The organism is Nitrospira defluvii (assembly GCF_905220995.1).
Lineage (GTDB): Bacteria > Nitrospirota > Nitrospiria > Nitrospirales > Nitrospiraceae > Nitrospira_A > Nitrospira_A defluvii_C.
Genome location: NZ_CAJNBJ010000016.1, coordinates 498714 through 523295, shown reverse-complemented (window position 1 = coordinate 523295; position 24582 = coordinate 498714). Strand labels below are relative to the sequence as shown.

The window sequence follows — 24582 nt, the reverse complement described above, 5'->3', positions numbered from 1 at the left end:
TCTGAATCGTCGCTCGCCGATTGTGCTTACCTGTCTTGTACGTGGAGGGATGATCGGTCCTGCTCCAACTGTTGGAGTCTCGCTTGTAGGGCCGCGATGTTCTGGTGCTGTTCGATCGCATGCAGGGTCAGTTCCTCGATCTTCCGCAAGAGTCTGGCTTGCATGTCTCCCAGGCCGATGCCCTGCTGCTCCGCTTCCACGGCGCTGGGCATGTCCGGCAAATGGTGATGGCTCTGAATGAAGCCTTCGACTTCCGGCAGGGACTTGAGTTGATAGTCGGGCTGAAACACAAAATCCGCCCAGTCTTTGATGAGCTTGATGCGCACCTCTTCAGCCAGGATCTTCCCGCCGACCACGAGTTTGTAATCCGTGGGAAGCCGTTCGGTAAGATTGTTGACTCCGACGGCGATTCCGCGTCCTACAGCGAGGTCGAAGACCCCGTCCGGCACCAAATCGGTTCTGCCGGCGGCGCCGCCCAGATACACTCGCTTGGTATCGGCTTGGAGGACCGTGGCTGTCGCGTCTCTGAACGTCGAACGGAGGCTGAGCAAAATTTCTTCATCACCGGAGAGGGGACGCTGGATCTCGAGAAGCGGCTTCTTGCCTCCGCCTGCCGCTGGTTCAAATCCTAAGGCCACGGTTCCCGGTCGCCAAATGGCTCCGGTCGGAGTTTGCGATCCGTTCCATTGTTCTGCGTGGACGGTTGCGGCCATCGTGCCGAGTAGGAAGAGTGTGGTCAGGGCGGCCTTCACGTGGATGTACGTAGCCATGTCAATGTCCTCCGTGCGTCATGGTCGAATGGTGTGCAGGTGCTCCGGCCGCTGTGCATAGCAAGGAGCCTGCCTTGCTGTTGAGCACATGGCACGAGCTCCCTATCTGTATTTCGTGAGGGCCCCGATCACTCTGCCGGTGCAGAGTTGTATCTCTCTCGATACGATGTAGGAAAAAGAGATACGATGCCGGTCCGCGGATCGGTCATCGAAATTGACAGCGCCCGGTCACCCGCGTAGCCTCTCATTACTTTTTTTCATGGAAAGGATGGCATCATGGCCACTCGGCAATTGCTCCCCGATCGGATCATGCAACTCGGGTTCGGGTTTTGGGGTTCGAAGACCCTGCTCAGCGCGGTGGAACTTGGGCTGTTCACGGAACTCGCCAACGGATCGCGCGATGCCAAGTCGCTCGCGAAGCGGCTGAAGCTGCATCCACGAAGCGCGCGGGACTTCTTCGATGCGCTGGTGGCGCTTGGCCTGCTGAAACGGATCGGGGCACGGTATGCGAACACGGCTGAAACCGCATTGTTCCTGGATCGCGCCAAGCCGACCTATGTCGGCGGCATCCTTGAAATGGCCAATGCCAGGCTCTACCGGTTTTGGGGATCGTTGACGGAGGCGCTTCAGACCGGCAAACCACAAAACGAGGTCAAAACGGGCGAAGATTTTTTCGGCACGCTCTACGCCGATCCCCAACGGCTGGAAGGATTCCTCAAGGCGATGACCGGCCTCAGTCGCGGCACGGCGCGCGCGATTGCGGCACAGTTTCCCTGGAAGCGATATCATTCCTTCGTCGACATCGGATGCGCGCAAGGCGGTGTGGCGGTGGAGATCGCGCTGGCGCACAAGCATCTCACCGGGCAGGGTATGGATCTCCCCGTCGTGCGGCCGGTATTCGAGGCCTACACAAAGAGTCAACGGCTGCAGAAGCGGGTCACGTTTCACCCCGGAGACTTCTTCAAGGAACCCTTGCCGAAGGCTGATGTGCTCATCATGGGCCACATCCTGCACGACTGGGATCTCAAAGAAAAAATGATGCTGTTGCGTAAGGCCTATGCCGCCTTGCCGACCGGGGGCGCGTTGATCGTGCATGAGGCGCTGATCGATGATGCGCGGAAGCAGAACGCATTCGGCTTGCTGATGAGTTTGAATATGCTGATCGAGACGCACGGCGGGTTCGACTTCACCGGTGCGGACTGCCGGAGTTGGATGAAGAAGGCCGGCTTCACACGCACGAAGGTCGAATCGCTGGCCGGGCCGGATTCCATGGTGATCGCCATCAAATGAGGATCGGGTTCTATCCCGGCCATCGGGCTCCCGTGAAGTTTTGCATTCCGGCGCCTTGACAGGTCGCACCAAGCAGCGTAAATTTTTTGCGTTTCGACATACTACGAGGCCAAAGAGCGTACCGCTCCGAGCCCGAACGACCCGTAACTGGGTGGTTCGGGCTTTTTTATTGTCTGCGGCCGGGGTATTCCGCACCTCGGCCTAGGTAAGAGGTGTCTTATGTTCGGACATCGTTCACGCATCTACCGCCTTCTGTTTGTGCTGGGTCTGTGCTGTCTGGGAGGGGGCGCCCCCGCATGGGCGGACTACAACGTCATCGAGGTGCCCGACGGAGGAACGATCAAGGGCCAGGCCGTCTGGAAGGGGGCGATTCCCAAGGTGCCGCCGCTCAGGGTGTTCGCTGATCTTGATGCCTGCGGGATGCAGGTGTCCTCGCCTGTCCTGCGCGTCGACCAGGCCACGAACGGTGTTCAGGATGTGCTGGTGTACCTTGAGCGAGTGGACCGTGGGAAAGCGGCGGAGGCCGTCTATCGCCTTCCCATGGGGAAGGGTGCGGCGTCGTCCGCAGCGCAGACCTGTCAGTTCCAGCATCCGGTCTTTCCATTTGTGCGTACGTCACAGGTCGGACTGATCAATTTCGAGTCGGTGCTGCACAATCCCCATTTCTTCAGCGAGAAACAGGCCAGCCTGTTTAACCTCGCCCTGCCGACTCCCGATCGCGAAATCACGACCGCGCTGCCCAGAGCCCGCGGGGTCGGGTTGCGGCTGCAATGTGATGTGCATGTGCACATGAATGCCTGGGCGGCGGCGTTCGATCACCCCTATTTCGCCGTGACCGATTCACAGGGGCGCTTTGAAATCAGCGGCATCCCGCCGGGATCCTACACCGTGGTAGCCTGGCATTCCGGCTATAACATCCTCAAGTTCAACGCCTCTCGTCCGGTCTACGACGAACCTCATGTCATTCGGAAGACGGTGACGATCGCACCGCAGGCCTTGGTCGAATCCCAGTTTGAGTTTCCTGTCCGTCCAGTCGACGTCGATTGGACCATCGCCGGTGGGTTGGAACTGCCGCCTGAATAATCACCCGTCGGGCCAGGTCGATGCCGGGGCCGATGGAATGTTCGACGACACAGTGAGTCGTGGGAGGGAGCGATGAAGTACTCGATCAGTCATGTCAGGGCTGGGATCGCGGCGCTGCTCGTCTTGTTCGCGCTGGTCAGCTACGAATTGAGCGGACTCGTCCAGAAGGCCGAGGCGATTCCGGCATTTGCCCGCAAATATGATTTTAAGTGTAACGTCTGCCACGTACCGGGATTTCCGAAGTTGAACGATTTCGGCAATCTGTTCCGGGATCGCGGCTACCAACTCGGGTCCGATGCGGATTCGCCGGTGTATGAAGGCATCGGGATGGGTTATTGGCCGGTGTCGCTGCGGACCACCGTTGGGTATCAGGCGGCGAATGTGCGGACGGATGGACGCGGTGTGACGACGGGCGGTTTTGGTTTCACCGGCCTGGATCTGCTGAGTTTCGGGACGCTCGATCGCAACCTGGCCTTCGGCGTCGTCTTCACGCCAGGGCTCGGCAGCGCAGGCTTCGGGACTGGCGGGTCGGATGGCGACTTGGAAGCGGCGTTCGTCCGTCTCATGCGGCTCGAACGATTTTTCGGGGTGAAGAGCGTGAGCGGCGACTACTTGCTCAACCTCAAGGTCGGCAAATTCGAGCTCGACCTTCCGTTCAGTGAAAAGCGCAGCCCGACCTTGAACACGACGTTTGCGATGTACCATTACATGCCGGGGACGCCCTACACGGCGACGATCGGCGGCACGTCCACCAGTTCCTATCTCAATCCGAATACGTTTGCCATCGGTGAAAATCAACCCGGCGCGGAGTTATCGGGCATCAAAAAGACGGCAGGCACCGACGGGTACTTTCGATATTCCCTCTCTGCCCTGGCGACAAATAGTTTTTCCGGCCCCTTGAGCGGCTGCGCGTCGGGCACCACCTGCGGAACGGGTGGGAGGAACGTCAACTTCTACGGCCATGTCACGCAATCGTTCGGTGGGTACGGCATCGTCACGGGACAGCGGGTCGGCCTCTTCGGCGCCTACGGCACCGCACCGACGTTGGTGAACCCGACCTGCCCGACCTGCCAGGCCGTGGCCGGGAGCGGGCAACCGTTCACTCGTCTGGGGGTGGATGTGAGTCTGACGTTGAATGGGGAATGGAATTTGTTCGGGGCCTGGATGTGGGGGAACGACAGCAAGAACATGTTCGTATCGCAGGGCATTGCCGACGCGCAAAACGCCTCATGGAACGGGGCCTTTGTCGAACTCGATTATGCGCCGGCGCTGTTGCCGTTGTTGGAGATGCCGGATTGGTTTTTTGCGTACCGCTATGATCTCATTCGGAACAATCGCCAAGGCGACCCGACGTTTGCCAAGAATTATAATAACGTCGATTCACATACGGTGTTGGTCCGATACTTCATTCATCACTCGACCAGGACCGACTTGGCTCTCCATGCGGAGTACAACAGTTACCGCACGACCGGCGTGGGAACGAACGGCGGTGATCTCCTCGGCCAGACGATGTTGGTCGGGTTCGATTTTGCGTACTGAACGATCCGGCAGGGACACAGTGGTCAGGGAGGGGAGCGATGTCCATGCGATGGGATAGGGCGTTATGGCTTTGGCTGTGCCTGGTATTGGTCGGTTGCGCGAGTGCGGCACCTCAAGCCGAGCCCCCCTGCTTCTCCTGCGGCGATCAACGGCTGGTGCGAATTGTGCCGCTGACGAAGCTTCGGTCGAACGATCAGGGAAGTCGATTTCAGCATCCGGTAAATCTGTCGCAGGCAGAGTGGGAGACAGTCCTGCGTGGTGTGATGGTGCGCAGCACGCACAGCCCTTTGCTCGGGCCGTCGTACCAGGGGGCCACGGAATCGCTGTTTCTCGATGAAGAGGTGCATGCCTTCGGAGCCTCACTCCGGCAGGCGTTTCGACAGGCAACCGAGCAGGAACAGGTTGTCTTCGCGCTGGCCCGCCCATCGGAGACGGGAGTGACCCAGGTGACCTCCGGTGCCTGGTTCGTTGAGGCGGGTCGAATGCACCTCCGACTGGCCAATTGCCGGGTGGCGGTCACGATGCCGTCGATCCAGCGACAAATTTGGATCGACCCCCTCTTTGCACAGGCTGGAACGTTTTATGAACTGGTGCCGGGGAACCACCAGACCTTGGTGAACCAGCCGTCCGGCGGCGGGGGGGTGTTTCGCCTCGATCCGGTGGAGCTGGTGATCGACCGTTCCGGTCGGCGTGAAGAGGTAGCGCCGGCTGCTCCCGAGGGACCGCCCAGTCTTCCCGCGGTGTCTTCGTTGGAAGAACGGCTTGCGGTGCTCAAGCGTCTTCGCGACCAGGAATTGATCACGGAAGAGGAGTATCGCCTAAAGAAACAGCAACTGTTGGAGCGGTTGTAACAGCGATGTGCACGCCCTTCGGGGTCCGCGATTGGGTCCGGCTGGAGAGAATTCTGGCTTGCCCCTGCCTCTTCGAGTAAGATGCCGGGGCATGAAGGTTCAGACGAGGACATGGCCCCTCCCTGCGCAGGATGACTGGTCGACGCCATTTGCCGAGCTCCTGCTGGAACAACTCGATCTCCGTACGGGGCTGCGCATCCTCGACATTGCCTCCGGTCATGGCATTCCAGCGTTTTACCTGGCGGAGCGCGTCGGTCCGACAGGCTCCGTGATCGGCATCGATGCCAGCCGGAGCCAGGTCGCGAGCGCGCGCGCCATTCAGCGGGCCGAGCTTCCCTGGTTGCGATTCGACTGTGTCGACATGCGCGCCCTTCCCGCATCCCTTCCCACATTCCAACGTATCACCGGCAATCTCTCCGTGATGTTCCTCCGACCGAATCGGTTTGAGGCGATGAAGGGACTCATCGAACATCTGGAACCCGGCGGTCAGTTGGTGTTGACCTTTCCCTCGCTCGGCACGTTCGATTCCATCTGGAAGCGAATCGACCAGGAAATGAGCCGACATGGATTGACCATCGAGCGTGAACGGCTGGCCGCGCATGTGGCGGAGCGGCCCTCGGCGGCGGAGGCGCGTGGTTGGCTGGAACAGCTCGCTATGGAGCGGATCGACGTGATCGAGCGGCCGCTTGAGGTGGCCAGTGGGTCCGGGCAACGGTTTCTCCAGCATCCGCTGTTACGTGGTGGATTTCTCGACGATGCCTACGAATGTTTCGAAGACGCCGGGCTGGCCGATACGGTCATGAGCAGCGTAGCAGCGGATCTTGAGAGTATGATCCCGTTGACGGCCCGGCGTTGCGCACTGAGTGGTTGGAAGCCCCACGCGTAAGACTGTGCCGTGGGGTTAGGGCCGCGGCTCCTCCGCATACCGGCTATGCAGTTTGACCGGCGCAGCCCGCTTCTTGCGCATGCGAATATTCAGCATCTCCACCGTGACCGAAAAAGCCATGGAGAAATAAATGTAGCCCTTCGGGACGTGCACGTCGAATCCCTCGACCATCAAGGTCACGCCGACCAGGATCAAGAACGACAGGGCCAGAATCTTGATCGTCGGATGCGCTTCCACGAAATCGCCGATCGCCTTCGCGGCCATCAGCATCACCACCACGGCCAGGATGATGGCCACCGCCATGATCGATACATGCTCGACGAGGCCGACGGCTGTGATCACGGAGTCCAACGAAAAGACGATGTCCAGGAGCGCGATCTGGAGCAGCACCATCCCGAGGCCCGCGGCGGCGGCGGGCTTGTGGCCCTCCTCGACACCCTCCAGGCTGTTGTGAATTTCGTGCGTGGCCTTGGCCATGAGGAACAGCCCGCCCCCGATCAAAATCACATCACGGCCCGAGACTCCGTGACCGAACACCGTGAACCAGGGTTTGGTCAAGCCCATGACCCAGGAAATCGAAAACAGCAGCCCGAGCCTGGCCATCATGGCGAGACCCAGGCCCACCCGGCGCGCGACGGCGCGTTGCGACTCCGGCAGGCGGCCGACCAGGACGGACAGGAAGATGATATTGTCGATGCCCAGCACGATTTCCAATGCGGTAAGGGTTCCCAGGGCGATCCATACTTCAGGATTGGCAAGCCAGTCCAACATCAGCGGCTCCATTCGTCTAAGAGGGGGCGAGTGACTCGATCCGTCATGCGCGCAGGCGTGGGAACATCACGTATGGAGCGAGTCTACCGTTCGTGGCGGGTGGGCGCAATCAAAACGTCGAGACTGGCGTGGTGCGGTCAGACGGGATCTTCGGGATGGGACGGCAGATGATGCAGGGTTTCGAGGAAGAGCAGAGTCAGGTCCTGGGTCATCAGATTGACCTGCGTCTTGAGCAGGCCCAGCATCTCGCTGCGATGCCGGAGTTCGTTGATGCGGTAGATGCCGCCCCTGCCGAAATAGAGCTCCACCAACCGCTGCTCTCCCTTTGACCCTGGCTTCCCGAGGCGGGGCCGCCAGTTGCCGATGATGTGGTCTCGGCGGCTCCGTTTGCCGTTGGGGCGGATGGGACTGTTCAGATAGCGCCAGACTGGCTGAGGAAATTGCCGGCGAGACTGATCGTTGTGCCACACATCGGCCATGAGGTTGCGCCCATGCTTGAACTCATAAGCTTGGTCTCCGCCTAATGCGGCCACCCCGAATCCCAACGCCGCCACGCTGCCCGAGAGATCAATCAAGCCGGACAGAATCTCCGATCCCAGGAGCAAAAAGGTGCCGGCGAAGACGCCCGAAATGGAGTCGGCCAGAATCGCCATGACCGTGCGCCCCTGTTGGACATCGTTGCGGATCTCCTCCAGCTGAGAGGCCAGGTCCTCTGCCCGCGCCTTCTCGCACTCCAGCTCGGCGGCAATACTGTTGGCCTCGACGAGGGCCAGGAGCAGACGGTCGGACAATTCCTGACGGATGGCCAGGGAGCGCAATGAGGCGCCGTCCCACCCGCGCGCCAGATCTCCTTCGAGCAACTGAAATTCAGCCAAGAGATGGTGCACGCCGATGATTGCGGCAATTTCCCTGGCTCGCGGCGAGAACCGCAGAGACTCGATCGGGGTGGGAGAGGCGGTCGGCGAGGGGTTGTCGATTCGGTAAGTGGTACCGATGGGCGGAAGGCCGACGACTTGTGTGGGTGGACTCGTCGTGGGGACGCAGTGACTCTCGGTAATCTCGTCCTCGTCGTCGTCCGCCGCCCGGACATGGAGCCCTCCGGCGCAGCCCTGCAGGAGGGCGATCGAGAGACACAGGGTGAGAATGCGGCGTGAGAGTTCAGCGGCCATGTGTATGACGACAGACGCAGGGGTGTCCCGACAGGGCACACGATCCGGTCAGAATAGGATCGCAACATGAAGATCCTATGAAGCGCAGATGAATGGTTGATGAATGCCGGCGGCCGACGCGGCTCCGCTCAGGCCGAACCGCGTTTTAGAAAATCCGGGCGGTCCCGAATGGCGACCATCTTGACCAGATCCCGGATTGAGAGAACGCCGACGACTTTCTCATGCTCCGTGACGGCCAGATGCCGGATTCGCTTCGCCGCCATCCGCTCGCTGGCGTCTCGGATTGTGCGGTTGATGTCGATGTCGAGCAACGGCGAGTTCATGAGGGCGCCCACCCGCATCGCCTCCGGATCGAGTTGATAGGCGAGGAGCTTTCGCACCAGATCGCCTTCGGTGATGATCCCCACCAGTTCATCGGCCTCGATCACAAAGAGCGCACCGATGTGTTTCTCGCTCATGCGTTGGGCTGCGGCCAGCGCGGTTTCCTCGCTGCCGATGGTTTCAATGGCGGTTTTCATGAGGACGCTCAACGGACGGTACACATTCGACAGCGCTTGCACCGGCCCGCCGTCGGCATCGACGAAGTGCCGCACGAGGTCGCGGACCGAGATCACGCCGAGGACGTCCGTTCCCTCGGTCACCACCAGGTGGCGCACGTTCTTGGTTTGCATCAGATGGCTGGCATCGACCATCGGACGATCCGGTGCGATGGTAATGAGCGGGCTGCTCATAATGTCCGCCATGCTGGTTCTGGAGGGAACCTTGCCCTGCGCCAGGACCTTCGAAACCAGGTCGGTCTCGGTGACAATGCCCGCGATGCGGCAATCGTTATGCGGGCGGTCGAAGGATTCCACTAGGACCGACCCGATACTGCGGGTTTTCATTCTGGCGGCGACGGTCACGACGGAGGTGTCTTGTGGGACCACTTCCAATTGGCGGTGCATATAGTCGCTGACATGCTGGCCCGATGCGGTCGTCATACGCGCTCCTTTTCTTCAGCACACGTTTCGCTGAGGCATGGTTTGTCTGATACCGGTGGTCTTTCAGGCATAGGTACGATCACCTCGAATGCCCCTGTTCGCCCTCACTTCGCCGGCACCGGCTGTCTGGCTTTCAGCCGTCCGCCGACGAGCTTGTGGAGTTCGTCGGCGAGCAGCAGTCCGATGGCGCCCACAATCAGAGGGATGAAGATCCAGGCCGGGAGGGACGCGGTGCCCAGGACCCAGTGCCCCACCGGGCTGTACGTCAAGATCAACAGGAGGGTGCTCTCCACGACGATGCCGACCACGATCAACGGATTGCTGAACCAGCCGAGGCGGAACGCGGAAGTCCGGTCGGATCGGCAGGCAAACACGTTGGCCGCTTGTGCGGCGACAATTCCGGCAAAGGTCACGGTCGTGGCCTCCTTATATAGCGGCGCGTTCCAGTCGAGTGGGGTCCCCCACGTCCAACCCTGGCTATGCAGATACAGAAAAAATCCTCCCATGGCAATGGCCGTTTCGATCAATCCGAGGAAGCCATAGGCCCTCACCAGCACCTCACGGTTGAGCAGCCGCTCTGTTCGTGGTCGGGGAGGCTCATCCATGATGTTGCCGTGCGGAGGCTCCGCTGCAAGGGCTAATGCCGGAACCATGTCGGTACCCAGATCCACGGCGAGAATTTGCGGCACGGTCAGTGCCAACGGCGCCGACGAGAGGCCGAATGCCAGGTAGGGCATGACTTCCGGCACGTTGCTCGCGAGCACGTAGGTGATGAATTTACGGATGTTCGTGAAGACGGCGCGCCCTTCCTCGATCGCACTGACGATCGTGGCGAAATTGTCGTCCAGCAGGATCATCGACGCCGTTTCCTTGGCCACATCCGTCCCGGCCACGCCCATGGCGATCCCGATGTCCGCCGTCTTCAGCGCCGGGGCATCGTTCACGCCATCGCCGGTGACGGCCACGACTTCGCGCATCCCTTTGAGCACCGACACGATGCGCATTTTGTGTCGGGGCGCCATGCGGGCGAAGATGGGATCAGGTTCTCCCGGTGACGTCGGGGTGAGCAGGCGGCGGAGTTGGTCGTCGCTGAAGGTGTCGATCTGCGAGCCTTCGATGACCGGCACGAAACGGCCCGGCGCCGTCACGACCGATTCCTGCGCCAGACCGATCTTTCGTGCGATCGCCAGGGCCGTCAGGGGGTGGTCGCCCGTAATCATGATGACCCGAATCCCGGCCCGCCGGCATGTGGTGATGGCGTCAGGCACCTCGCGGTGTGGAGGGTCCATCATGGCCACCAGTCCGAGAAAGGTCAGCCCATGTTCGACAGTGTCGGCGTCCAGCTCCTCTACGCCCCGTTCCACCTCACGCATGGCCAGGGCCAGCACTCGATAGGCCTGTTGCGCGAAGACTTGTCCCTGGGCCAGGACCTTCTTCCGTTCGTCCAAGGTGAGTTCCGTAACCGCCGATGAGCTCTGTTGCCTGGTGCACAGGGGGAGCACCGATTCCGGCGCCCCTTTCGTGAAGGCGAGGAGGCGCCCCTCGCCCCAGTGGAGGGTGGTCATGCGTTTGCGATCCGCATCGAAGGGCAGTTCGCCCATACGCCGCAATGGCGGACGGTGGAGGAGTCCATGGTCGGCGGCAAACTCCAGTAGTGCGGTTTCGGTGGGATCACCGGTGGCCTGGCTGCGGCCGTCCGGTCGGCGTGTGCGCTTCGCGTTGTTGCAGTGCACCATGGCATCGAAGAGCGGCCGCCAGCGTTCGGCCTCGGCGGCACTGATAAGCCGGTTCCTGGTAAACAAGCAGCTTTCCCGGGATTCCACAACCAGGTCGTCGACGTAGAGTTTGTCCACCCGCATACGGTTTTCCGTCAGCGTGCCCGTCTTGTCGGTGCAGATGACGGTGGTGCAGCCCAGGGTTTCGACGGAGGCGAGGTGTTTGATGAGTGCTTTGCGCGCCGCCATGCGCTGGCTGCCCATGGCGAGGGCGAGGGTGACCGTCGGGAGCAAGCCCTCGGGTACGTTGGCCACGATGATGCCGATGCCGAAAATCGCACTCGTCCAGAAGCCCAATCCCATTCCGACGCCGATGGTAAAAAAGATCAACCCCATGACCAGGGAGAGTCCGGCGACCACGTGGGTCACTTTCACGATTTCCTGCTGCAGCGGACTCAAGCCCGTCTGGACGGTAGTGGTCAGGCGCGCAATTTTTCCGAATTCGGTCTTAAGTCCGGTGGCGAACACCACCCCCTGACCATGTCCGGATAAGACCGTGGTGCCGGCGAAGACCAGATTGGGGATGTCGAGCGGATGGCCGTCGGTGATGGGCTCGGCGATCCGCCGTTGGGGTTTCGATTCGCCCGTGAGCGAGGAATTATCGACGCGCATGCCCACGGCCTCTGTCAGTCTGGCATCGGCAGGCACCTGCTCGCCTTCTTCCAGGATGAGCACATCCCCCGGCACGAGTTCGCTCCGGGCGATCTGTTGTTGCTGGCCGTCGCGCATCACCCAGGCTTTGGCCGGCAACAGGTTGCGCAAGGCTTGAACGGCGCGTTCGGCCTTGTACTCCTGGAGAAAGGCAAACACCGCATTGATGAGAATAACCCCGAGAATCGCCCAGCCGAGCGTGGCCATGCCTTGGCCTTCATGCAGCGCGTCGGCGAGAAAGGCCAAGCCTGCCGCCACCCAGAGGAGGAGCGCCAGAAAGTGTGTGAATTGACGTGCAAACCGGCTGATCAGCGGGGTGCGGCGCAGGGCCTGCAGGCTGTTCGGGCCGTCCCGGATGGTCCGGCGTCGCACGTCGTCCGCCGACAGCCCCTGAGGGCTTGTGGTGAGGGCGCGATACACTTGGCTGGGCGCCAGGCGGCAGATCTCGAGGGCAGACAGTTCAGGCACGCCATCCTCGCACAATGAGCACCGAGCAGGACGCGTACTTCAGCAAGGTCTCCGAGACACTTCCCAACTGCAGCCGCTCGGACCCGGTCAGGCCGCGCGAGCCGGCCACCAGGAGATCGATGTCGCGTGGGGCGGCCTGCCGGAGGAGCGCGTCGGTCACATGGTCGAGCTGCACCTTGGTGGTCACCGCATAGTTGTCGGCAAGGAAACGGGCCCGGAGCTTCTCCACCATCTGCTCTGCCGCCAGACGTTTCGGCGCGGAAATCTGTTCGACCTGCTCTCGTGAGAGGTACTTGGTCGCGAGTTCCGTGACGGCGGGCTCGACGACGGAGAGCACCGTGACATGAGCCGAGTCCGGGAGGAACCGTTTGCACAGAAAACTGCAGGCCCCTTGGGAATGTTTGGACGTATCGGCCGCGAACAGGACGTGGGCAAGGGCCGTCAGCGGACGCTTGACGACGAGTACCGGGCAGGGAGCCAACGCGCTGACTTTGCGTGACACACTGCCGAGCAGATAGTGTTCCGCATCACTGAGGCCGCGAGAGCCAACGACGAGCAAGTCGGCTTTCTTCTGTTTGGCCACCTTCGTAATGGTGTCCGCCACGCGGCCGTGCGCGAGGACCGTCTCGATGTTGGTGCGGGGCTTGGTCGTTGCCTGCTTCAGCGCGAGCTTTGCCAACCCTTCGAAGCGCCGCAGAATCAGATCGCCCGCCTTCGTCATGGCGGCGATGGCCTGCTTGGACAAGGTCGCATGTTTGCGGGCGGAGGATTTGAGCGAAGCACTGTCCACCACGTGCAGCAGCGTGACGCTGTCTGGTGGTCGGCCGGCGATGGCCTCCAACATCTGTACGCTCCATTCGGCGAATTCTGACCCGTCCACGGCAATCAGCATCTTCATGTGTCGTTCTCCCCTGCGATCGGTCTTGGTCTATCCTGGAATAGGGTCTGCATCGGATGTGCCTGGAGCGGCGTGGGTTCCGGCCTCCTATTTTCAGGTAGTGCCGAACCCTTCGCGCCGGCGGCCAGGGTGCGGGGCCACGGCATTGCGGCGTTTTGCAGCAGTCTTGGGTGTCTTGTTGGGGTAATTGGCCTCAGTGGCCTCTGATCGGCCGCGAGAGTGAGAGGTAGGGAAGGCGGATTCCGCGCCACCGTGAGCGGCGGCATCCGGCGGTACTTAGGCATCACCATTGCGTGGAGGGACGGCAGGAGGGTGTTCACATGAGAGGACGTGATCGCGTCGTGTTGATGGGCGGGATCCTCGGGGTGGTCTTGTCACTATTCGGGTCGAGTGCCGATGCAGAGACGGTGGTGGCACGGGTGCTGCCGACTGGAGATGGGATCGAGCTGGAGTTTTCCGCCGATACCGGATCGCAAAAGGAGATCATTCCACTGTTTCAGAGCGGAAAGATTCGCTACTTCAGCGCCGGCATCGGCCAGGTTGAGCGCGCGGCCGCCTATCCGCCGTTCGGGTTGAAGTTGGTCTTCACCGCGGGAGGGAAACCCTTCGTGACCGGTGTAGGAGTGACCCTGCGTCATGCCAAGGGTGCGGCGCTGTTGACCATTCCCCGGGAGCAGATCACGGGACCCTGGTTGTTCATTGACCTGCCTGACGGAGTGTATGAGGTGGCGGCGACGCTCGGAGGCGTGACGCAAACCGTGAAGAACGTGAAGGTCCGGCACGGGCATATCACCACGCAGCATGTGCGTTGGGCGGAGGATCGCAGTCCCCCGCTGCCTGCTGACGTAGGACCGGAGTCGTAGTAGGAACGAAGAAGACGGCCGAGGAGGATGCATGGCGAGGACAGGGAAGGTTCCGGCGAAACGAGCGACTGGCCAGAGGGGCCCCGGCACAGGGTTTGAGCAGATGACGGTGAAGGACATCGTGAATACGCGCGCGAAGCCCGCGCGAGTCGAGATGAAGGGCGACAAGGTGGCGGCGTTGCTGGTGAAGGAGGGCTGCGCGGTTCCGGTGGTGGATAAGGCCAGGAGACTCGTCGGGATCGTCAGCGAGCATGATCTGTTGTCTGCCCTCGATGCAGGTCGCGCGTGGAAGGCGCAGCAGGCGGATGAGCTGATGAGCGCCAACCCCTATTCGGTGAGGCCGGAGACCACGCTGCCGACGCTCGTGCATGTGCTGACGGAGAGTGACCTGCTCTCAGCTCCGGTGGTGAATGAGGCGAACCGATTCCTGGGCGTCGTCACGCGTCGCGATGTGCTGCGGGTAGCACTCCGTTCTGCCGTGAAGCGGCGTCGCTAAGCCCGCTGTTTGAACGGCTGCCCGATGCGAGAGGGGATGATGTATGCGCCGAATAGATTTGTTGACTCAGGCCTGTGACCCAAAAACGCTGACGGTGGGGCAACTGATGCAGGATGCGGTGTTTACCTGCACACCGAGAACCGATGCGCTGACCATCGGCCGCCTCATGACCAAACAGAATTTCGGCGGATTGCCTGTGGTCGGCGACGACGGCACGCTCCTCGGGCTCGTGACCGAGTACGATCTGCTGCAAGCTATGATCGACGGGCGGGATTTGCGCAAGGTGTTCGCGTCGGAAATCATGACGACGGCACCGCTCACGGCGCGGGAGGAGATGCTGCTCGACGAGGTCGCCAACCTGTTTCAGGATCGGTATGTGACCCGCCTGCCGGTGGTGCGGGAGAAGAAACTCGTCGGTCTGGTGGCAAGACGGGACCTCTTGCACGGGTACATGAAGGCTTCGGAATACTGGTCGTAGTTGTATGTCTGGACATACTGGGACCTGTTACGCGCGTTTAGTGCAGTGGGTCGTGCTCATCCTCATCCTGTTCGCGTCCGGCATCTTGCGGGGGGAAGAGCTTGTGCCAAGGCGGGTCATCGAAGCCCGTTCTCCCTGTGCCGTCCATCACCCGAGCGATGAGCGTATTGCCTGGCAATGCCGACGGCTTCAGCGGGGAGAGACGCTCGAGAGGTTATTCGGTCGGCGGTGGATCGACGTGGCGCGATTCAACCGGATCGATCGTCGGCATGCGCAGCCGGGGAGGGAGATCAAAATTCCGACCCGGATCGAGGACGTGGCAGAGTTCACCCCCATGCCGCCCCGCTATCCTGTCGGAGAGCAAGAGCCGCAGCTCATCGTCGTCGATCTCCGTGAGCAGTTCCTGGGTGCCTACGAACGGGGCACGTTGCGATTCTCCTTGCCGATCGCGTCGGGAGAGCCGGACAATGAAACTCCTGTCGGAGACTACCGGATTACCGCAGCTCACCGTACTCATCGATCCTGCCTCTATGCCATCGAGGCGACGAACATACCGTACCCCATGCAGTATGCATTACAGTTCTACGTGAACGCGCAGGGCGTGAGTTATTGGATTCACGGTCGCGATTTGCCTGGATATCCGGCCTCTCACGGGTGCATCGGGTTGGCCGATGAGCGGATGCAGCGCCGGTATTACGGAGAGCCGGCCGATCCGGTATTGGACGATGCCAAGCGTTTGTATGATTGGGTGATCGGAGATCGAACAGACTCAGGAACGCTCCTTCCCATCTTGGAGGGCCCGCGCGTCGTCATTCTCGGCAGTCTTTCGGATGGCGGACAAGGGAGTCGATCCATTCCTTAGCGCAGCCGTCGATCCGGCAACGTCGGAGCACACAGGGTGCCGACGATGGCGAGCAGGCAGAAGCAGGCGCCTGCATAAAACGTAAACGCCGCACCAAGACGGTCCCAGAGGTATCCCGCCAGTGTGCTGGCCGTTAGCATGGCCAGTCCGCAAGCCAGGTTGAAACAGCCGTACGCGGTTCCGCGCAGATCCGATGGTGCCCTGTCTGCCACCATGGTGGCGAGTAGACCTTGCGTCATCCCCATGTGAATCCCCCACAGCGCCACGCCGCCCAGGACTACGCTCCAGTGATCGCCGGCGGCCAGCACGAGGTCGGCGCCGAGCAGCACCGCGAGGCCGTATACGAGCAACGGTCCATGGCCCACCCGGTCTGAGAGTTTGCCGAACGGGTAAGCGGAGGCACTGTAGACAACGTTCATGGCCACCATCACCAGGGGAATCAGGGCGAGGGGAATGCCGCCCTGTTGAGCGCGCAATACCAGAAACGCTTCACTAAAGCGCGCCAGGGTAAAGACGGAGCCGATTCCCACCACCCACCAGAAGGCCGGACTGAGGCGAGACAAATTTTCACGATTGATGGGATTGGCTCGTCGGGATGATGGTGACGAGGATGGCTCTCGTATGCCGAAAAACAGCAGTGCGACCGCCATCAGGCCTGGTATGACGGCTACCCAGAAGACTGCGCGAAAATTGTCGGCCCACAGCAGCATGAGTCCCGTGGCGAGCAAGGGACCCAGAAAAGCACCGACCGTGTCGAGAGATTGCCGGAGGCCGAATGCCGCTCCTCGAAGCTGCGGCGGGGCGATGTCCGCCACCAGTGCATCGCGCGGCGCACCGCGTATGCCTTTTCCTAGTCGATCTAGCAAACGAGCGGTCAGGAGCGTGCCGATGTCCGGTGCCCAGGCGAAAAGCGGTTTGGTGAGCGCTCCGATGGCATACCCGCCGAGGGCCAGCCCCTTGCGTTTGCCGAGATAGTCGCTCAACGTGCCCGAAAAGATTTTGACTATAAGGGCCAGCGATTCGGCCAACCCTTCCACGATTCCCACCGCAATCGTCCCCGTGCCGAGCGTCGTGACCATGAACAGCGGCAGCAGGCTGTGAATCATCTCCGAGGAGACGTCCATCAGAAGGCTGACGAAGCCCAAGATCCAGATGGCGGAGGGCATTCGGCGAAGTGAATGGGCGGGACGCATGTGCATAGGAATCGAGGAATCGATGCGATGGTCGGACCGGTTCGCTTCCGTTGCCCCGGAGGGGATTATAGGGAATGCAATGTAGGGCTGTCATGAGGGATTCCTCAGATTCTGGTAGAGCGTGAGCAGATCCTCTCCCTGTTTCCAGTCGTAACGAACAGCGTCGATCTGCCGTCCTGTCTCTTCGCGGTCGACCCACATCGCCCACTGTCCATTCTGGTCGGCGTCGTACCAGTAGAACAACGGAAACTCGGCCACATCCGGTTCTTCCGAGGTTGGATCGTCGTAGGAGATGCTGAGAATGTGCCGAGCCGTGCGATAGTCCACGTGGCCGTTCCCTTGTAGCGAATAGTCGCGAAACAGCAACCCAACGACAGCGTCGTAGGTTTGGTTGATCAGCAAATCATCCCCCGGTTCACTGGGGAGTGGAGCCTCCGCGTGAGAGGCGGTCGGCCAGACCAGGCAAATGGCCAGCAAGGCCGACAGACAACCTGTCCATGTCCTGCTCATCATGTCCTCCCTTCGTGTCTATGGGTGTGCCTGTCCCATCTTTGCGCTCCTTCCCTCTTCTCAAGACCCTGGAGATGTACCTAGTTCAGAAGGTTCGTAACCCTAACCCGCATTATTCATGACGTTTCTGCTGCAATCACCGATTCATGGCTGCGACGGGCCTTCGGCCGGCGGGCTCGCCCCTCGGATCCTCAACGTACTGCACGAGTACGCGTCGGATCCTCCCGGCTCCGCGCGCCGGTCTCGCAACATGACTCTGCGATGTCGCGACGAACCGTCATGAATAATACGGGCTAAGAGGAGAACGGGTGATGTGCAACGAGACGTCAGCTGAACGGCAAGGACATGCACTGGTCGAGGTACGCGGAAGGGGGCCGTCGCACAATCAGGGGATGTGGAACAGTGAGCGTCACAGGGACCGTAGCGGGACGCAGGGGCAACCGAGGACAGGGGGCTGGGCCTCTGCGCTTGTGTCAGGCACGCGCAGGCCCAGCCACATGATCGCGAAAGGAAGGCCTTCTCGTTACGATTTTCGCCGCTGGCGTTGGATCTGGCAGGCCTGTGGCCGTTGCAGGTCGGCAGGAATTCGGGTTGCCTCGTCCAGGCAGGCCTGGTCCAGCTGCGCCTGCACCAGGCCTAGTGCGCCACTGAGGTTGGCCCCGCGCAAGTTCGTCTGTTGCAGGTCGGCGTTGTTGAGTTGCGCTCCTGTCAGGTCGGCAGCACTCAAGTTGGCGTTGCGGAGATTGGCTTCCTGCAGGTTGGCCTGCACCACGACGGCGTGACTGAGATCGGCCTGGCTCAAGTCAGCGGCGACGAGGTTCGCCAGTTCCAGGTTCGCTTCGCTGAGCCGGGCTTGTTGCAGATGGGCTTTCGGGGCATAGATTTCCGTCAGGTCTGCTTTCCGGAGATCGGCGCGCGTCAGACGGGCATCAATCAGGACAGCATGGTGAAGCCGTGCCCCGTGGAGGTTGGCGGAGTTCAGGTTGGCCTTATACAGGACGGTCATGGTCAGTAAGGCGGAGTCGAGCCGGGCATTGAGGAGGCGAGCTCCTTCGAAGTTGGCATTTTCGAGATTTGTCCGCTGCAGGTTGGCGCCGTCGAGCCGGGCATAACGGAAATCGGCGCCGCGGAGGCTCGCCTCGTGAAGATCCACCTTGACCAGCGATGCATCGTCAAGATAGGCGCTGTCGAGGTCGGCTTCCACCAGCGAGGCGCCATCAAAGACGGCGCTGTCCAGTAGCGCCCCCTGCAGATTGGCGCGGCGCGCGTTGGCCTGCCGGAGATTGGTGCGTCGCAGATCCGTGCCGGCCATGTCGGCGTCGGTCAAGTTGGCCTTCGACAGATTCGCTCCATAAAAATACCCGTCCAGTAACGTGGCGCCGCTCAGATCCGCCAGCTGCAAATCCGCGTCTTCAAAGTGAGCGCGTTCCAAGAGCGCTTCCTTGAGCAGTGCTCCCTGGAGATTCGCGCCGTAGAACGCCGCTTCATCGGCGGCCACACGGTTCAGATGGGCCTTGACCAGCAATCCTTTGCGCAGGTCCGCCCCCTCCAGGTTGGCATCGTCCAGCATCGCCTGGGACAGGTCGGCACCCTTCAGGTGGGCTTGCACCAGACTGGCGGTCCGTAGATTCGCGCCTTTGAGATTCGCTCCTTCCAGGTTGATGCGTTCGAGATTCGCTCCCACCAATCGAAGTTGGTGCAAGTCTGTGCGGCAGAGGTTGGCGCGGCTGGCGTCGGCGGAGTCACGGTCTTCAAGCCAGCGCGCATGCGACTGCAGGACCTTGTCCAATTGCTTGGCGGCCGGGCGCTGGTGTGTGAAGGGGCTTTCACAAGCAGGAGCCTGCGCAGGTTTCCGCGCGGACTTCGCCGCGGCGTCCGCCTCATCCGGGATAGAAAGCAGGGAGGCGAGCAGTCCACTCGCGACGAGGGTGAGGGCGTGCGTGAGAAATAGGGGATGCTGATTCATCAAGGAGCCTCCTTCACAAGCATCGGTGCCGTTCCTGGATGGAGCGGCAGGGCTGTTCGCCTGGGGTCATGTGTGTCGGTCGACCTGTTGCGCCAATTGTTCCAGCGCCTCGGCAATCCGGACGTCGTAGGGCGCAGCCTGGTCCAATCGGCGTAGAGTATCCGGAAGTTCCGCCAAAGCCAATCGTGCATGATCGCGAATCTTCTCAATTGAAGGGCTCGGAGCCAGTCGGCGTCCATTCTGCATGACTGGGTGCAGGAGAGGCAGCCCTGGTCGGGTCTCGCCTTCGATGGTGATGAGGTCTCCATCCAGTCGTCCGTCTCGTCCCAGCCGGCGATAGACCTGCTTTCTGCCCGGCCAGGTCGCTTTGCCTTCCGAGCGCTTGCGGCAGGGTCTCCCGGCATATTCCTGGAGTTTGTAGGCACAGTCCAGATAGGGCGCATCGGCGGAGGTGGTCATGGCCGTGCCGACTGCGAACCGGTCGATCGGTGCCCCGCTCTTCAGCAATGCCTCCACCCGCTCCTCGTCGAGATTTCCGCTGGCCAGGATCTTGGTATCCGTGAGACCTCCGCGGTCGAGAATCAGCCGGACCTTCTGCGCATGGTCGGCTAAATCGCCGCTGTCGAGACGCACGCCGTGGATCGAGATGCCCTGATTCTTCAGGGACGTGGCCAGCGCGACCACCTTTTCTGCCGCGGCTTCCGTATCGTAGGTGTCGATCAGGAGGACGACATTGCGCGGTTGTGCCTGGGCAATGTGGAGGAACGCCTCCGCTTCGTCGTGATGGGCCTGCACAAAGGCATGCGCCATCGTGCCGTAGGTCGGCATGCCGAACCGTGCTCCGGCCAGGACGTTGGATGTGCCGGCGAATCCGGCCAGGTAACTGGCGCGGGCGGCCAACAGACCGGCTTCTGCTCCATGGGAGCGGCGCAGGCCGAAATCGATCAGCGGTCTCCCCTCGGCCACCATCACGGAGCGGCAGGCTTTGGAGGCGACCATGGTTTGGAAATTCAGGAGATTCATCACCCTGGTTTCGACGAGCTGCGCCTGGGGGAGCGGCGCGGTAATGCGGAGGATCGGCTCGTGCGGGAAAAACACCGTGCCTTCCGGCATGGCGTGGACATCGCCGGTGAAGCGCATGGCGCGGAGGGCGGCGAGTGTCGATGGCGTGAAATTTCCCGTCTGCGCGAGCCAGTCGAGATCGCGCTCGGCGAAATGAAATGTTTCCAGATAGGTGAGCACCTGCTCCAACCCTGCCGCCATGAAGAAATTCCGGCGAGACGGCAGCTTGCGAACAAAAAATTCGAAGACGGCGATGCCTGTCATCTCCTGGGCGAGGTACGCCTGGGCCATCGTGAGTTCGTACAGGTCGGTGAGCAATGTTTCGGATGCGGTGTTCATGCGACGAGTTGCTCCCAACGGAGCGGGATCGCTCCGGCTGCTACCATCGATGTTTCGGCGCGTGCCCCGTCTTCCGGAAGGACATTCACGGCCCGCACGGCGTCGACGAGCAGATAGACCATATAGTGGAGTCGGCGGGCATCGTGCACGGTGTGGAGGATGCAATAGTCCGTCGCCAGGCCTCCGACGAAGAGTCGGGTGATGCCGGCGGCCTGGAGATGATCATGCAGCGATGTGCCCTGGAACCCGGAATAGGCTTCCTGGCTTGGCTCGGTGCCTTTTGAGATGACGATCGACGAGGGCGGCAGGTGGAGCGATGGCGGAAATTCGGCTCCGTGGGTCTGTGCAACGCAATGGGCCGGCCAGGGGCCGCCTTGCGCATGGAAGGAACAGTGGTTGGGCGGATGCCAGTCGCGTGTGGCGAACACGGGTGCGCTCGCCTCCACAAAGACGTCGAGGTACCGTTGCAGCGCCGGAATGATCTCCTGGCCCTCCGGCACCGCGAGTGTTCCGCCGGGCAAAAAATCGTTCTGCACGTCCACCACAAGCAACGCATCGCCTGGTCGAAGGTAATTCATGGAACTCCTGGCGGAGCTGGTTCTCCTGACGCTTATCGTCCTTGCTGCACCAGCAGCCGGATATAGGCGAGTGCGTCCTGCCTCTCGGTCTCGCTCAATTGTCCCTGCCACGAATGCATCGGGCTGAACACAATGCCGTGCTCGATAGTTCGGAGCAGCTCCTCGTCCGATTTGAGGAAGGATTTGAATCGGTGGAAGTTGGCCGGCGGGACCCTCAAGGCGGCGGCATCGGGGCCGTCACCCCATCCGCCAGCGCCATGACAGCTGAGGCAGTGACGCTGATAGACAGCTTTCCCTCTGACGACGTCCGGAGGAAAGTCTTGCGCGGGCGTGGGGGAGGGGAGCGCTGCGAGGGCCGCAACGAGGGCGACGGCAAGAAGGAGCGCGCGAATGTGACTGGTCGTGAAGCGAGGCATAGGACTCTCCGATCCTCAGCTTTTTTTCGTCGTGTGGGCGATGAAGGACGAGAAATGCTGCTGTAACTTGGTGCTGCCGCAGGCCGGACATTGCACCTCGCCTTTCTCGTGTTGCTTCAACGTCACCACGATGAGCGACTCTTTCCCGCACTCCAGACAGGTATAGTCATACATGGGCATGGGCACCTCGTGTGATACGTGCTCCCTCATCGGCGATCGAGGCAGGGGGCTGATGCCCTCGCCGATACGCCGCTGGCGCACCTGCTAATCGTTGACCTTGTTGCTCTCCTCCGCCTCTCCCCAGCTGGCGACGATTTGCGCCAGCTCATCCAGCCGTGCGGCGGTGCGGCCGTAGATGCTCTCGGGCGGGAAGGTTCCGTCTGCTCCTCGTTCTCCGGCGGGCACCCCGATGAGGAGTTCAAGCGCCTGCTCGATGGTGTCGACACCATAGACGGCGAATTTCCCCTCTTCCACCGCTGTGACCACTTCCCGGTTCAGCGCGAGGTGCTTGGTGTTACGCGCGGGGATGATCACACCCTGCGTGCCGGTGAGGCCGCGCCGTTTGCAGGATTCGAAGAAGCCCTCGATCTTTTCATTCACGCCGCCGATGGGCTGAATTTCTCCAAGTTGATTCACCGAGCCGGTGACGGCCAGGGACTGGCGGACAGGGAGGGCCGAAAGGCTTGAGAGCACCGCGGTCAGCTCGGCGACGGCGGCGCTGTCTCCTTCGACCTCGGAGTAGGTCTGTTCGAAGGTCAAGGTGGCGCTGAGGGCGAAGGGTTGCAGCCCGGCGAATTTTCCCGCCAGAAATCCGGCCAGTGTCATGACGCCCTTGCTGTGGATATGCCCGGCCAGTTCGACCTCGCGTTGGATGTCGATCACGCCCTTCGTCCCGACGTAGGTGCGGGCGGTGATCCTTGTCGGGCGGCCGAAGGCATAGTCGCCGAGTTGGTAGACAGACAACCCATTGACCTGGCCGACGACTTCGCCTTGCAGATCGACCATCAACGTGCCTTCTTTGATCTCATCCTGAATCCATTGCTCCGGCAGATCGGCACGTCGACGCTGGTGCGCCAGGGCCGATTCCACGTCCGCCCGCGTCACGAAGGAGTGACCGTCTTTTCTGGCCCAATAGCCGGCTTCGCGGATCAGGTCGCTCACCAGGCTGAACCGCAGGGACAACCGATCATGCCGGTCGGCGAAGCGGAAGCCCTGGCGAATCACTTCCGCCACGGCGTCGGCGCCGAAGGGCGGCAATGCTTCCTCGCGACAGAGTTTCGCCACGAAGCGCGCATACTGCCGCTCTTGCCGCTCGTCATGGGGAACTTCCACGTCGAAATCGGCCTTCACCTTGAACAGCTTGGCGAAGTCTTCCTCGTAGGCCTGGAGCAGATGGTAGATGCCGGCGGTGCCGACCAGGATGACTTTGACCGAGACGGGGATCGGCTCAGGTCGCAGGCCGGCGGTGGCGAAGCCGTAAAATTCCGCCGGGTCCTCAATGGTGACCGCGCCGGTTTTGATGACCCGCTTGAGCGCCTCCCAGGAAAACGGTTGGCGGAGCAGATCCAGGGCTTGCAGGATCAGGTAGCCGCCGTTGGCCTGGAGCATCGCGCCGGCACGGATCTCGGTGAAGTCGGTATACATCACGCCTAGGTGGGCGCGCCGCTCAATCTTCCCGATGAGGTTACTATAGGTCGGATGCGATTCGTCGACCACGGGCGCGCCGGCGGAGGCATCACGGGCCACGATCAGGTTGACGGCGAATCGTGTCATGTCCGGACGCCGTGCTTGCTCCAATCCGGGGATCGGCAGCATCGGTGCGCTATGCGGCAGGAAATCTTTGTACTGGTGAATGATATCGTGGTGGACGCATTGGAGATACGTCGTCACCGGCTGGAGACGTTGGTACGTGTGCAGCAGCGTTTCGTAGGCGCCTTTCATGACGTTGGCGACGATTTGATGGTCGAGATGGTGCAGAGCCTGCTCGGCCTCCCGTTCGAGCGTGTGCATGCGAACGTGAAATTCCCGCATGTCGCTTTCCAGCGATTGCCGCCGCTCGGTCAGTTCCTGTTGAGCCTGTTCGGACAGTGCCTCCATTTCCTTCTCGTTCATCGGGCGGTCGTCTTTGAGCGGGACGAGCCCGAAGCCCACCGGCGTCTCTTCGAATCCGAACCCACGTTGATGGCAGAGGGTCGTGAGTTCGTGAAAGAGGGCCTTTTTTTTTCCTTCCGTGTCCTCGATGATTTTGGCTTTCGCGTCGAGGTATTTCTTCCCTTCAAAGGCGGCGGGAATATCGCGGCGGAGCCCATCGATGAACGCGCCCATCTCGCGTTTGAACGCGGCCCCCTGTCCCGCGGGAAACGACAGGCAGGTGGGGCGTGAGGCATCGTGAAAGTTGTGGACATAACACCAGTCGGACGGCGGCGGCGCGGTCTGGGCCAGACGTTTCACCATCTGCCTCACCAGTGTGCCCTTACCGGTTCCCACCGGTCCGGAGACAAAAATGTTGAACCCGGAACTAGTCATCTGCAGGCCGAACTCCAAGGCCTCGACAGCCCGCTCCTGTCCGATGGTGTCCTCCAGCGGTTCGATCTCACTCGTATCCTCGAATCCCAAGCGACTGGGATCGACATTCGGGGCCAGCAGACTCGCGGGAAGCTTGTGTTTGTCCAACATCGGTTCCCGCTC

General features: G+C 61.4%; 23 protein-coding genes. 9 read left to right on the top strand and 14 right to left on the bottom strand.

The annotated features are described in order from the left end of the window. Positions 1-26: 26 nt before the first annotated feature. The gene (locus KJA79_RS14060; RefSeq protein ID WP_213042681.1) at positions 27-770 is read right to left on the bottom strand and encodes a hypothetical protein; all 744 of its coding nucleotides are present in this window, start codon (positions 768-770) and stop codon (positions 27-29) included. A 276-nt stretch (positions 771-1046) separates the two neighbouring features. On the opposite strand from KJA79_RS14060, the gene KJA79_RS14055 reads away from it, so the two are divergent. The 5 genes from KJA79_RS14055 to KJA79_RS14035 all read left to right on the top strand — a co-directional run bounded on the left by KJA79_RS14055 (position 1047) and on the right by KJA79_RS14035 (position 6419). Beyond that, positions 1047-2060, top strand: coding sequence for a methyltransferase (locus tag KJA79_RS14055; RefSeq protein WP_213042680.1), 1014 nt, complete (start codon positions 1047-1049; stop codon positions 2058-2060). 219 nt (positions 2061-2279) lie between these two features. Beyond that, positions 2280-3143: a carboxypeptidase-like regulatory domain-containing protein gene (locus KJA79_RS14050; protein WP_213042679.1), complete on the top strand. Its 864-nt coding sequence runs from the start codon at positions 2280-2282 to the stop codon at positions 3141-3143. 72 nt (positions 3144-3215) lie between these two features. Next, positions 3216-4682, top strand: a complete 1467-nt coding sequence (locus KJA79_RS14045; RefSeq protein WP_213042678.1) for a hypothetical protein — start codon at positions 3216-3218, stop codon at positions 4680-4682. Positions 4683-4720: 38 nt separating this feature from the next. Next, positions 4721-5533 (top strand): SHOCT domain-containing protein, encoded by an 813-nt coding sequence (locus tag KJA79_RS14040; RefSeq protein WP_213042677.1) that lies wholly within the window; start codon positions 4721-4723, stop codon positions 5531-5533. A gap of 91 nt (positions 5534-5624) precedes the next feature. After that, on the top strand, positions 5625-6419 hold the full coding sequence (locus KJA79_RS14035; RefSeq protein WP_213042676.1) for an SAM-dependent methyltransferase: 795 nt from the start codon (positions 5625-5627) through the stop codon (positions 6417-6419). Between the two features lie 15 nt (positions 6420-6434). Here the strand turns inward: KJA79_RS14035 and KJA79_RS14030 are convergent, their stop codons facing one another. The 5 genes from KJA79_RS14030 to KJA79_RS14010 form a co-directional block, all read right to left on the bottom strand. Next, positions 6435-7190 carry a TerC family protein gene (locus KJA79_RS14030; protein WP_213042675.1) on the bottom strand — a complete coding sequence of 252 codons (756 nt, stop codon included), beginning with the start codon at positions 7188-7190 and terminating at the stop codon, positions 6435-6437. A gap of 137 nt (positions 7191-7327) precedes the next feature. Continuing rightward, on the bottom strand, positions 7328-8359 hold the full coding sequence (locus KJA79_RS14025; protein WP_213042674.1) for a hypothetical protein: 1032 nt from the start codon (positions 8357-8359) through the stop codon (positions 7328-7330). A 128-nt stretch (positions 8360-8487) separates the two neighbouring features. After that, positions 8488-9339, bottom strand: a complete 852-nt coding sequence (locus KJA79_RS14020; RefSeq protein ID WP_213042673.1) for a CBS domain-containing protein — start codon at positions 9337-9339, stop codon at positions 8488-8490. 104 nt (positions 9340-9443) lie between these two features. Next, complete coding sequence (locus KJA79_RS14015) at positions 9444-12233, bottom strand: cation-translocating P-type ATPase (RefSeq protein ID WP_213042672.1); 2790 nt, start codon at positions 12231-12233, stop codon at positions 9444-9446. Then, on the bottom strand, positions 12226-13131 hold the full coding sequence (locus KJA79_RS14010) for a universal stress protein (RefSeq protein ID WP_213042671.1): 906 nt from the start codon (positions 13129-13131) through the stop codon (positions 12226-12228). Before KJA79_RS14010 ends, KJA79_RS14015 begins: the two co-directional genes overlap by 8 nt. A gap of 320 nt (positions 13132-13451) precedes the next feature. On the opposite strand from KJA79_RS14010, the gene KJA79_RS14005 reads away from it, so the two are divergent. Genes KJA79_RS14005 through KJA79_RS13990 form a run of 4 tightly spaced genes read left to right on the top strand, consistent with a single transcriptional unit; the run spans position 13452 to position 15830 of the window. Next, positions 13452-13994 (top strand): hypothetical protein, encoded by a 543-nt coding sequence (locus KJA79_RS14005; protein ID WP_213042670.1) that lies wholly within the window; start codon positions 13452-13454, stop codon positions 13992-13994. A 31-nt stretch (positions 13995-14025) separates the two neighbouring features. Continuing rightward, positions 14026-14490: a CBS domain-containing protein gene (locus KJA79_RS14000; RefSeq protein WP_213042669.1), complete on the top strand. Its 465-nt coding sequence runs from the start codon at positions 14026-14028 to the stop codon at positions 14488-14490. Positions 14491-14533: 43 nt separating this feature from the next. After that, a complete protein-coding gene (locus KJA79_RS13995; RefSeq protein WP_213042668.1) occupies positions 14534-14968 on the top strand; it encodes a CBS domain-containing protein in 435 nt (144 codons plus the stop codon). A 4-nt stretch (positions 14969-14972) separates the two neighbouring features. After that, complete coding sequence (locus KJA79_RS13990) at positions 14973-15830, top strand: L,D-transpeptidase (RefSeq protein ID WP_213042667.1); 858 nt, start codon at positions 14973-14975, stop codon at positions 15828-15830. Here KJA79_RS13990 and KJA79_RS13985 read toward each other — a convergent pair. The 8 genes from KJA79_RS13985 to KJA79_RS13950 all read right to left on the bottom strand — a co-directional run bounded on the left by KJA79_RS13985 (position 15827) and on the right by KJA79_RS13950 (position 24570). Beyond that, positions 15827-16996 (bottom strand): MFS transporter, encoded by a 1170-nt coding sequence (locus tag KJA79_RS13985; RefSeq protein WP_246507655.1) that lies wholly within the window; start codon positions 16994-16996, stop codon positions 15827-15829. The two genes, KJA79_RS13990 and KJA79_RS13985, sit on opposite strands and share 4 nt — an antisense overlap. A 117-nt stretch (positions 16997-17113) precedes the next feature. Next, entirely contained in the window at positions 17114-17536 is a 423-nt protein-coding gene (locus KJA79_RS13980) for a hypothetical protein (RefSeq protein ID WP_213042665.1), read from the bottom strand. A gap of 520 nt (positions 17537-18056) precedes the next feature. After that, entirely contained in the window at positions 18057-19499 is a 1443-nt protein-coding gene (locus KJA79_RS13975; protein WP_213042664.1) for a pentapeptide repeat-containing protein, read from the bottom strand. A 66-nt stretch (positions 19500-19565) separates the two neighbouring features. Then, positions 19566-20900 carry a nicotinate phosphoribosyltransferase gene (locus KJA79_RS13970; protein ID WP_213042663.1) on the bottom strand — a complete coding sequence of 445 codons (1335 nt, stop codon included), beginning with the start codon at positions 20898-20900 and terminating at the stop codon, positions 19566-19568. Beyond that, positions 20897-21478: an isochorismatase family protein gene (locus tag KJA79_RS13965; RefSeq protein ID WP_213042662.1), complete on the bottom strand. Its 582-nt coding sequence runs from the start codon at positions 21476-21478 to the stop codon at positions 20897-20899. The genes KJA79_RS13970 and KJA79_RS13965 overlap by 4 nt, the downstream gene beginning before the upstream one ends. A gap of 32 nt (positions 21479-21510) precedes the next feature. Next, a complete protein-coding gene (locus KJA79_RS13960; RefSeq protein ID WP_213042661.1) occupies positions 21511-21894 on the bottom strand; it encodes a c-type cytochrome in 384 nt (127 codons plus the stop codon). Between the two features lie 15 nt (positions 21895-21909). Continuing rightward, entirely contained in the window at positions 21910-22074 is a 165-nt protein-coding gene (locus KJA79_RS13955; RefSeq protein ID WP_213042660.1) for an FmdB family zinc ribbon protein, read from the bottom strand. Between the two features lie 84 nt (positions 22075-22158). Beyond that, complete coding sequence (locus KJA79_RS13950) at positions 22159-24570, bottom strand: Lon protease family protein (protein WP_213042659.1); 2412 nt, start codon at positions 24568-24570, stop codon at positions 22159-22161. Positions 24571-24582: the final 12 nt, after the last annotated feature.

What these genes read in the sequence shown, in the direction of transcription:
- KJA79_RS14000 (WP_213042669.1), top strand. Translation starts at nt 14,026, where the DNA reads ATGGCGAGGACAGGGAAGGTTCCGGCGAAACGAGCGACTGGCCAGAGG.
- KJA79_RS14050 (WP_213042679.1), top strand. Translation starts at nt 2,280, where the DNA reads ATGTTCGGACATCGTTCACGCATCTACCGCCTTCTGTTTGTGCTGGGT.
- KJA79_RS13960 (WP_213042661.1), bottom strand. Translation starts at nt 21,894, where the DNA reads ATGCCTCGCTTCACGACCAGTCACATTCGCGCGCTCCTTCTTGCCGTC.
- KJA79_RS13965 (WP_213042662.1), bottom strand. Translation starts at nt 21,478, where the DNA reads ATGAATTACCTTCGACCAGGCGATGCGTTGCTTGTGGTGGACGTGCAG.
- KJA79_RS13955 (WP_213042660.1), bottom strand. Translation starts at nt 22,074, where the DNA reads ATGCCCATGTATGACTATACCTGTCTGGAGTGCGGGAAAGAGTCGCTC.
- KJA79_RS14030 (WP_213042675.1), bottom strand. Translation starts at nt 7,190, where the DNA reads ATGTTGGACTGGCTTGCCAATCCTGAAGTATGGATCGCCCTGGGAACC.
- KJA79_RS14035 (WP_213042676.1), top strand. Translation starts at nt 5,625, where the DNA reads ATGAAGGTTCAGACGAGGACATGGCCCCTCCCTGCGCAGGATGACTGG.
- KJA79_RS14060 (WP_213042681.1), bottom strand. Translation starts at nt 770, where the DNA reads ATGGCTACGTACATCCACGTGAAGGCCGCCCTGACCACACTCTTCCTA.
- KJA79_RS13975 (WP_213042664.1), bottom strand. Translation starts at nt 19,499, where the DNA reads ATGAATCAGCATCCCCTATTTCTCACGCACGCCCTCACCCTCGTCGCG.
- KJA79_RS13990 (WP_213042667.1), top strand. Translation starts at nt 14,973, where the DNA reads ATGTCTGGACATACTGGGACCTGTTACGCGCGTTTAGTGCAGTGGGTC.
- KJA79_RS14045 (WP_213042678.1), top strand. Translation starts at nt 3,216, where the DNA reads ATGAAGTACTCGATCAGTCATGTCAGGGCTGGGATCGCGGCGCTGCTC.
- KJA79_RS13980 (WP_213042665.1), bottom strand. Translation starts at nt 17,536, where the DNA reads ATGATGAGCAGGACATGGACAGGTTGTCTGTCGGCCTTGCTGGCCATT.
- KJA79_RS14040 (WP_213042677.1), top strand. Translation starts at nt 4,721, where the DNA reads ATGTCCATGCGATGGGATAGGGCGTTATGGCTTTGGCTGTGCCTGGTA.
- KJA79_RS13950 (WP_213042659.1), bottom strand. Translation starts at nt 24,570, where the DNA reads ATGTTGGACAAACACAAGCTTCCCGCGAGTCTGCTGGCCCCGAATGTC.
- KJA79_RS14005 (WP_213042670.1), top strand. Translation starts at nt 13,452, where the DNA reads ATGAGAGGACGTGATCGCGTCGTGTTGATGGGCGGGATCCTCGGGGTG.
- KJA79_RS13995 (WP_213042668.1), top strand. Translation starts at nt 14,534, where the DNA reads ATGCGCCGAATAGATTTGTTGACTCAGGCCTGTGACCCAAAAACGCTG.
- KJA79_RS13985 (WP_246507655.1), bottom strand. Translation starts at nt 16,996, where the DNA reads ATGCCCTCCGCCATCTGGATCTTGGGCTTCGTCAGCCTTCTGATGGAC.
- KJA79_RS14010 (WP_213042671.1), bottom strand. Translation starts at nt 13,131, where the DNA reads ATGAAGATGCTGATTGCCGTGGACGGGTCAGAATTCGCCGAATGGAGC.
- KJA79_RS14025 (WP_213042674.1), bottom strand. Translation starts at nt 8,359, where the DNA reads ATGGCCGCTGAACTCTCACGCCGCATTCTCACCCTGTGTCTCTCGATC.
- KJA79_RS14055 (WP_213042680.1), top strand. Translation starts at nt 1,047, where the DNA reads ATGGCCACTCGGCAATTGCTCCCCGATCGGATCATGCAACTCGGGTTC.
- KJA79_RS13970 (WP_213042663.1), bottom strand. Translation starts at nt 20,900, where the DNA reads ATGAACACCGCATCCGAAACATTGCTCACCGACCTGTACGAACTCACG.
- KJA79_RS14020 (WP_213042673.1), bottom strand. Translation starts at nt 9,339, where the DNA reads ATGACGACCGCATCGGGCCAGCATGTCAGCGACTATATGCACCGCCAA.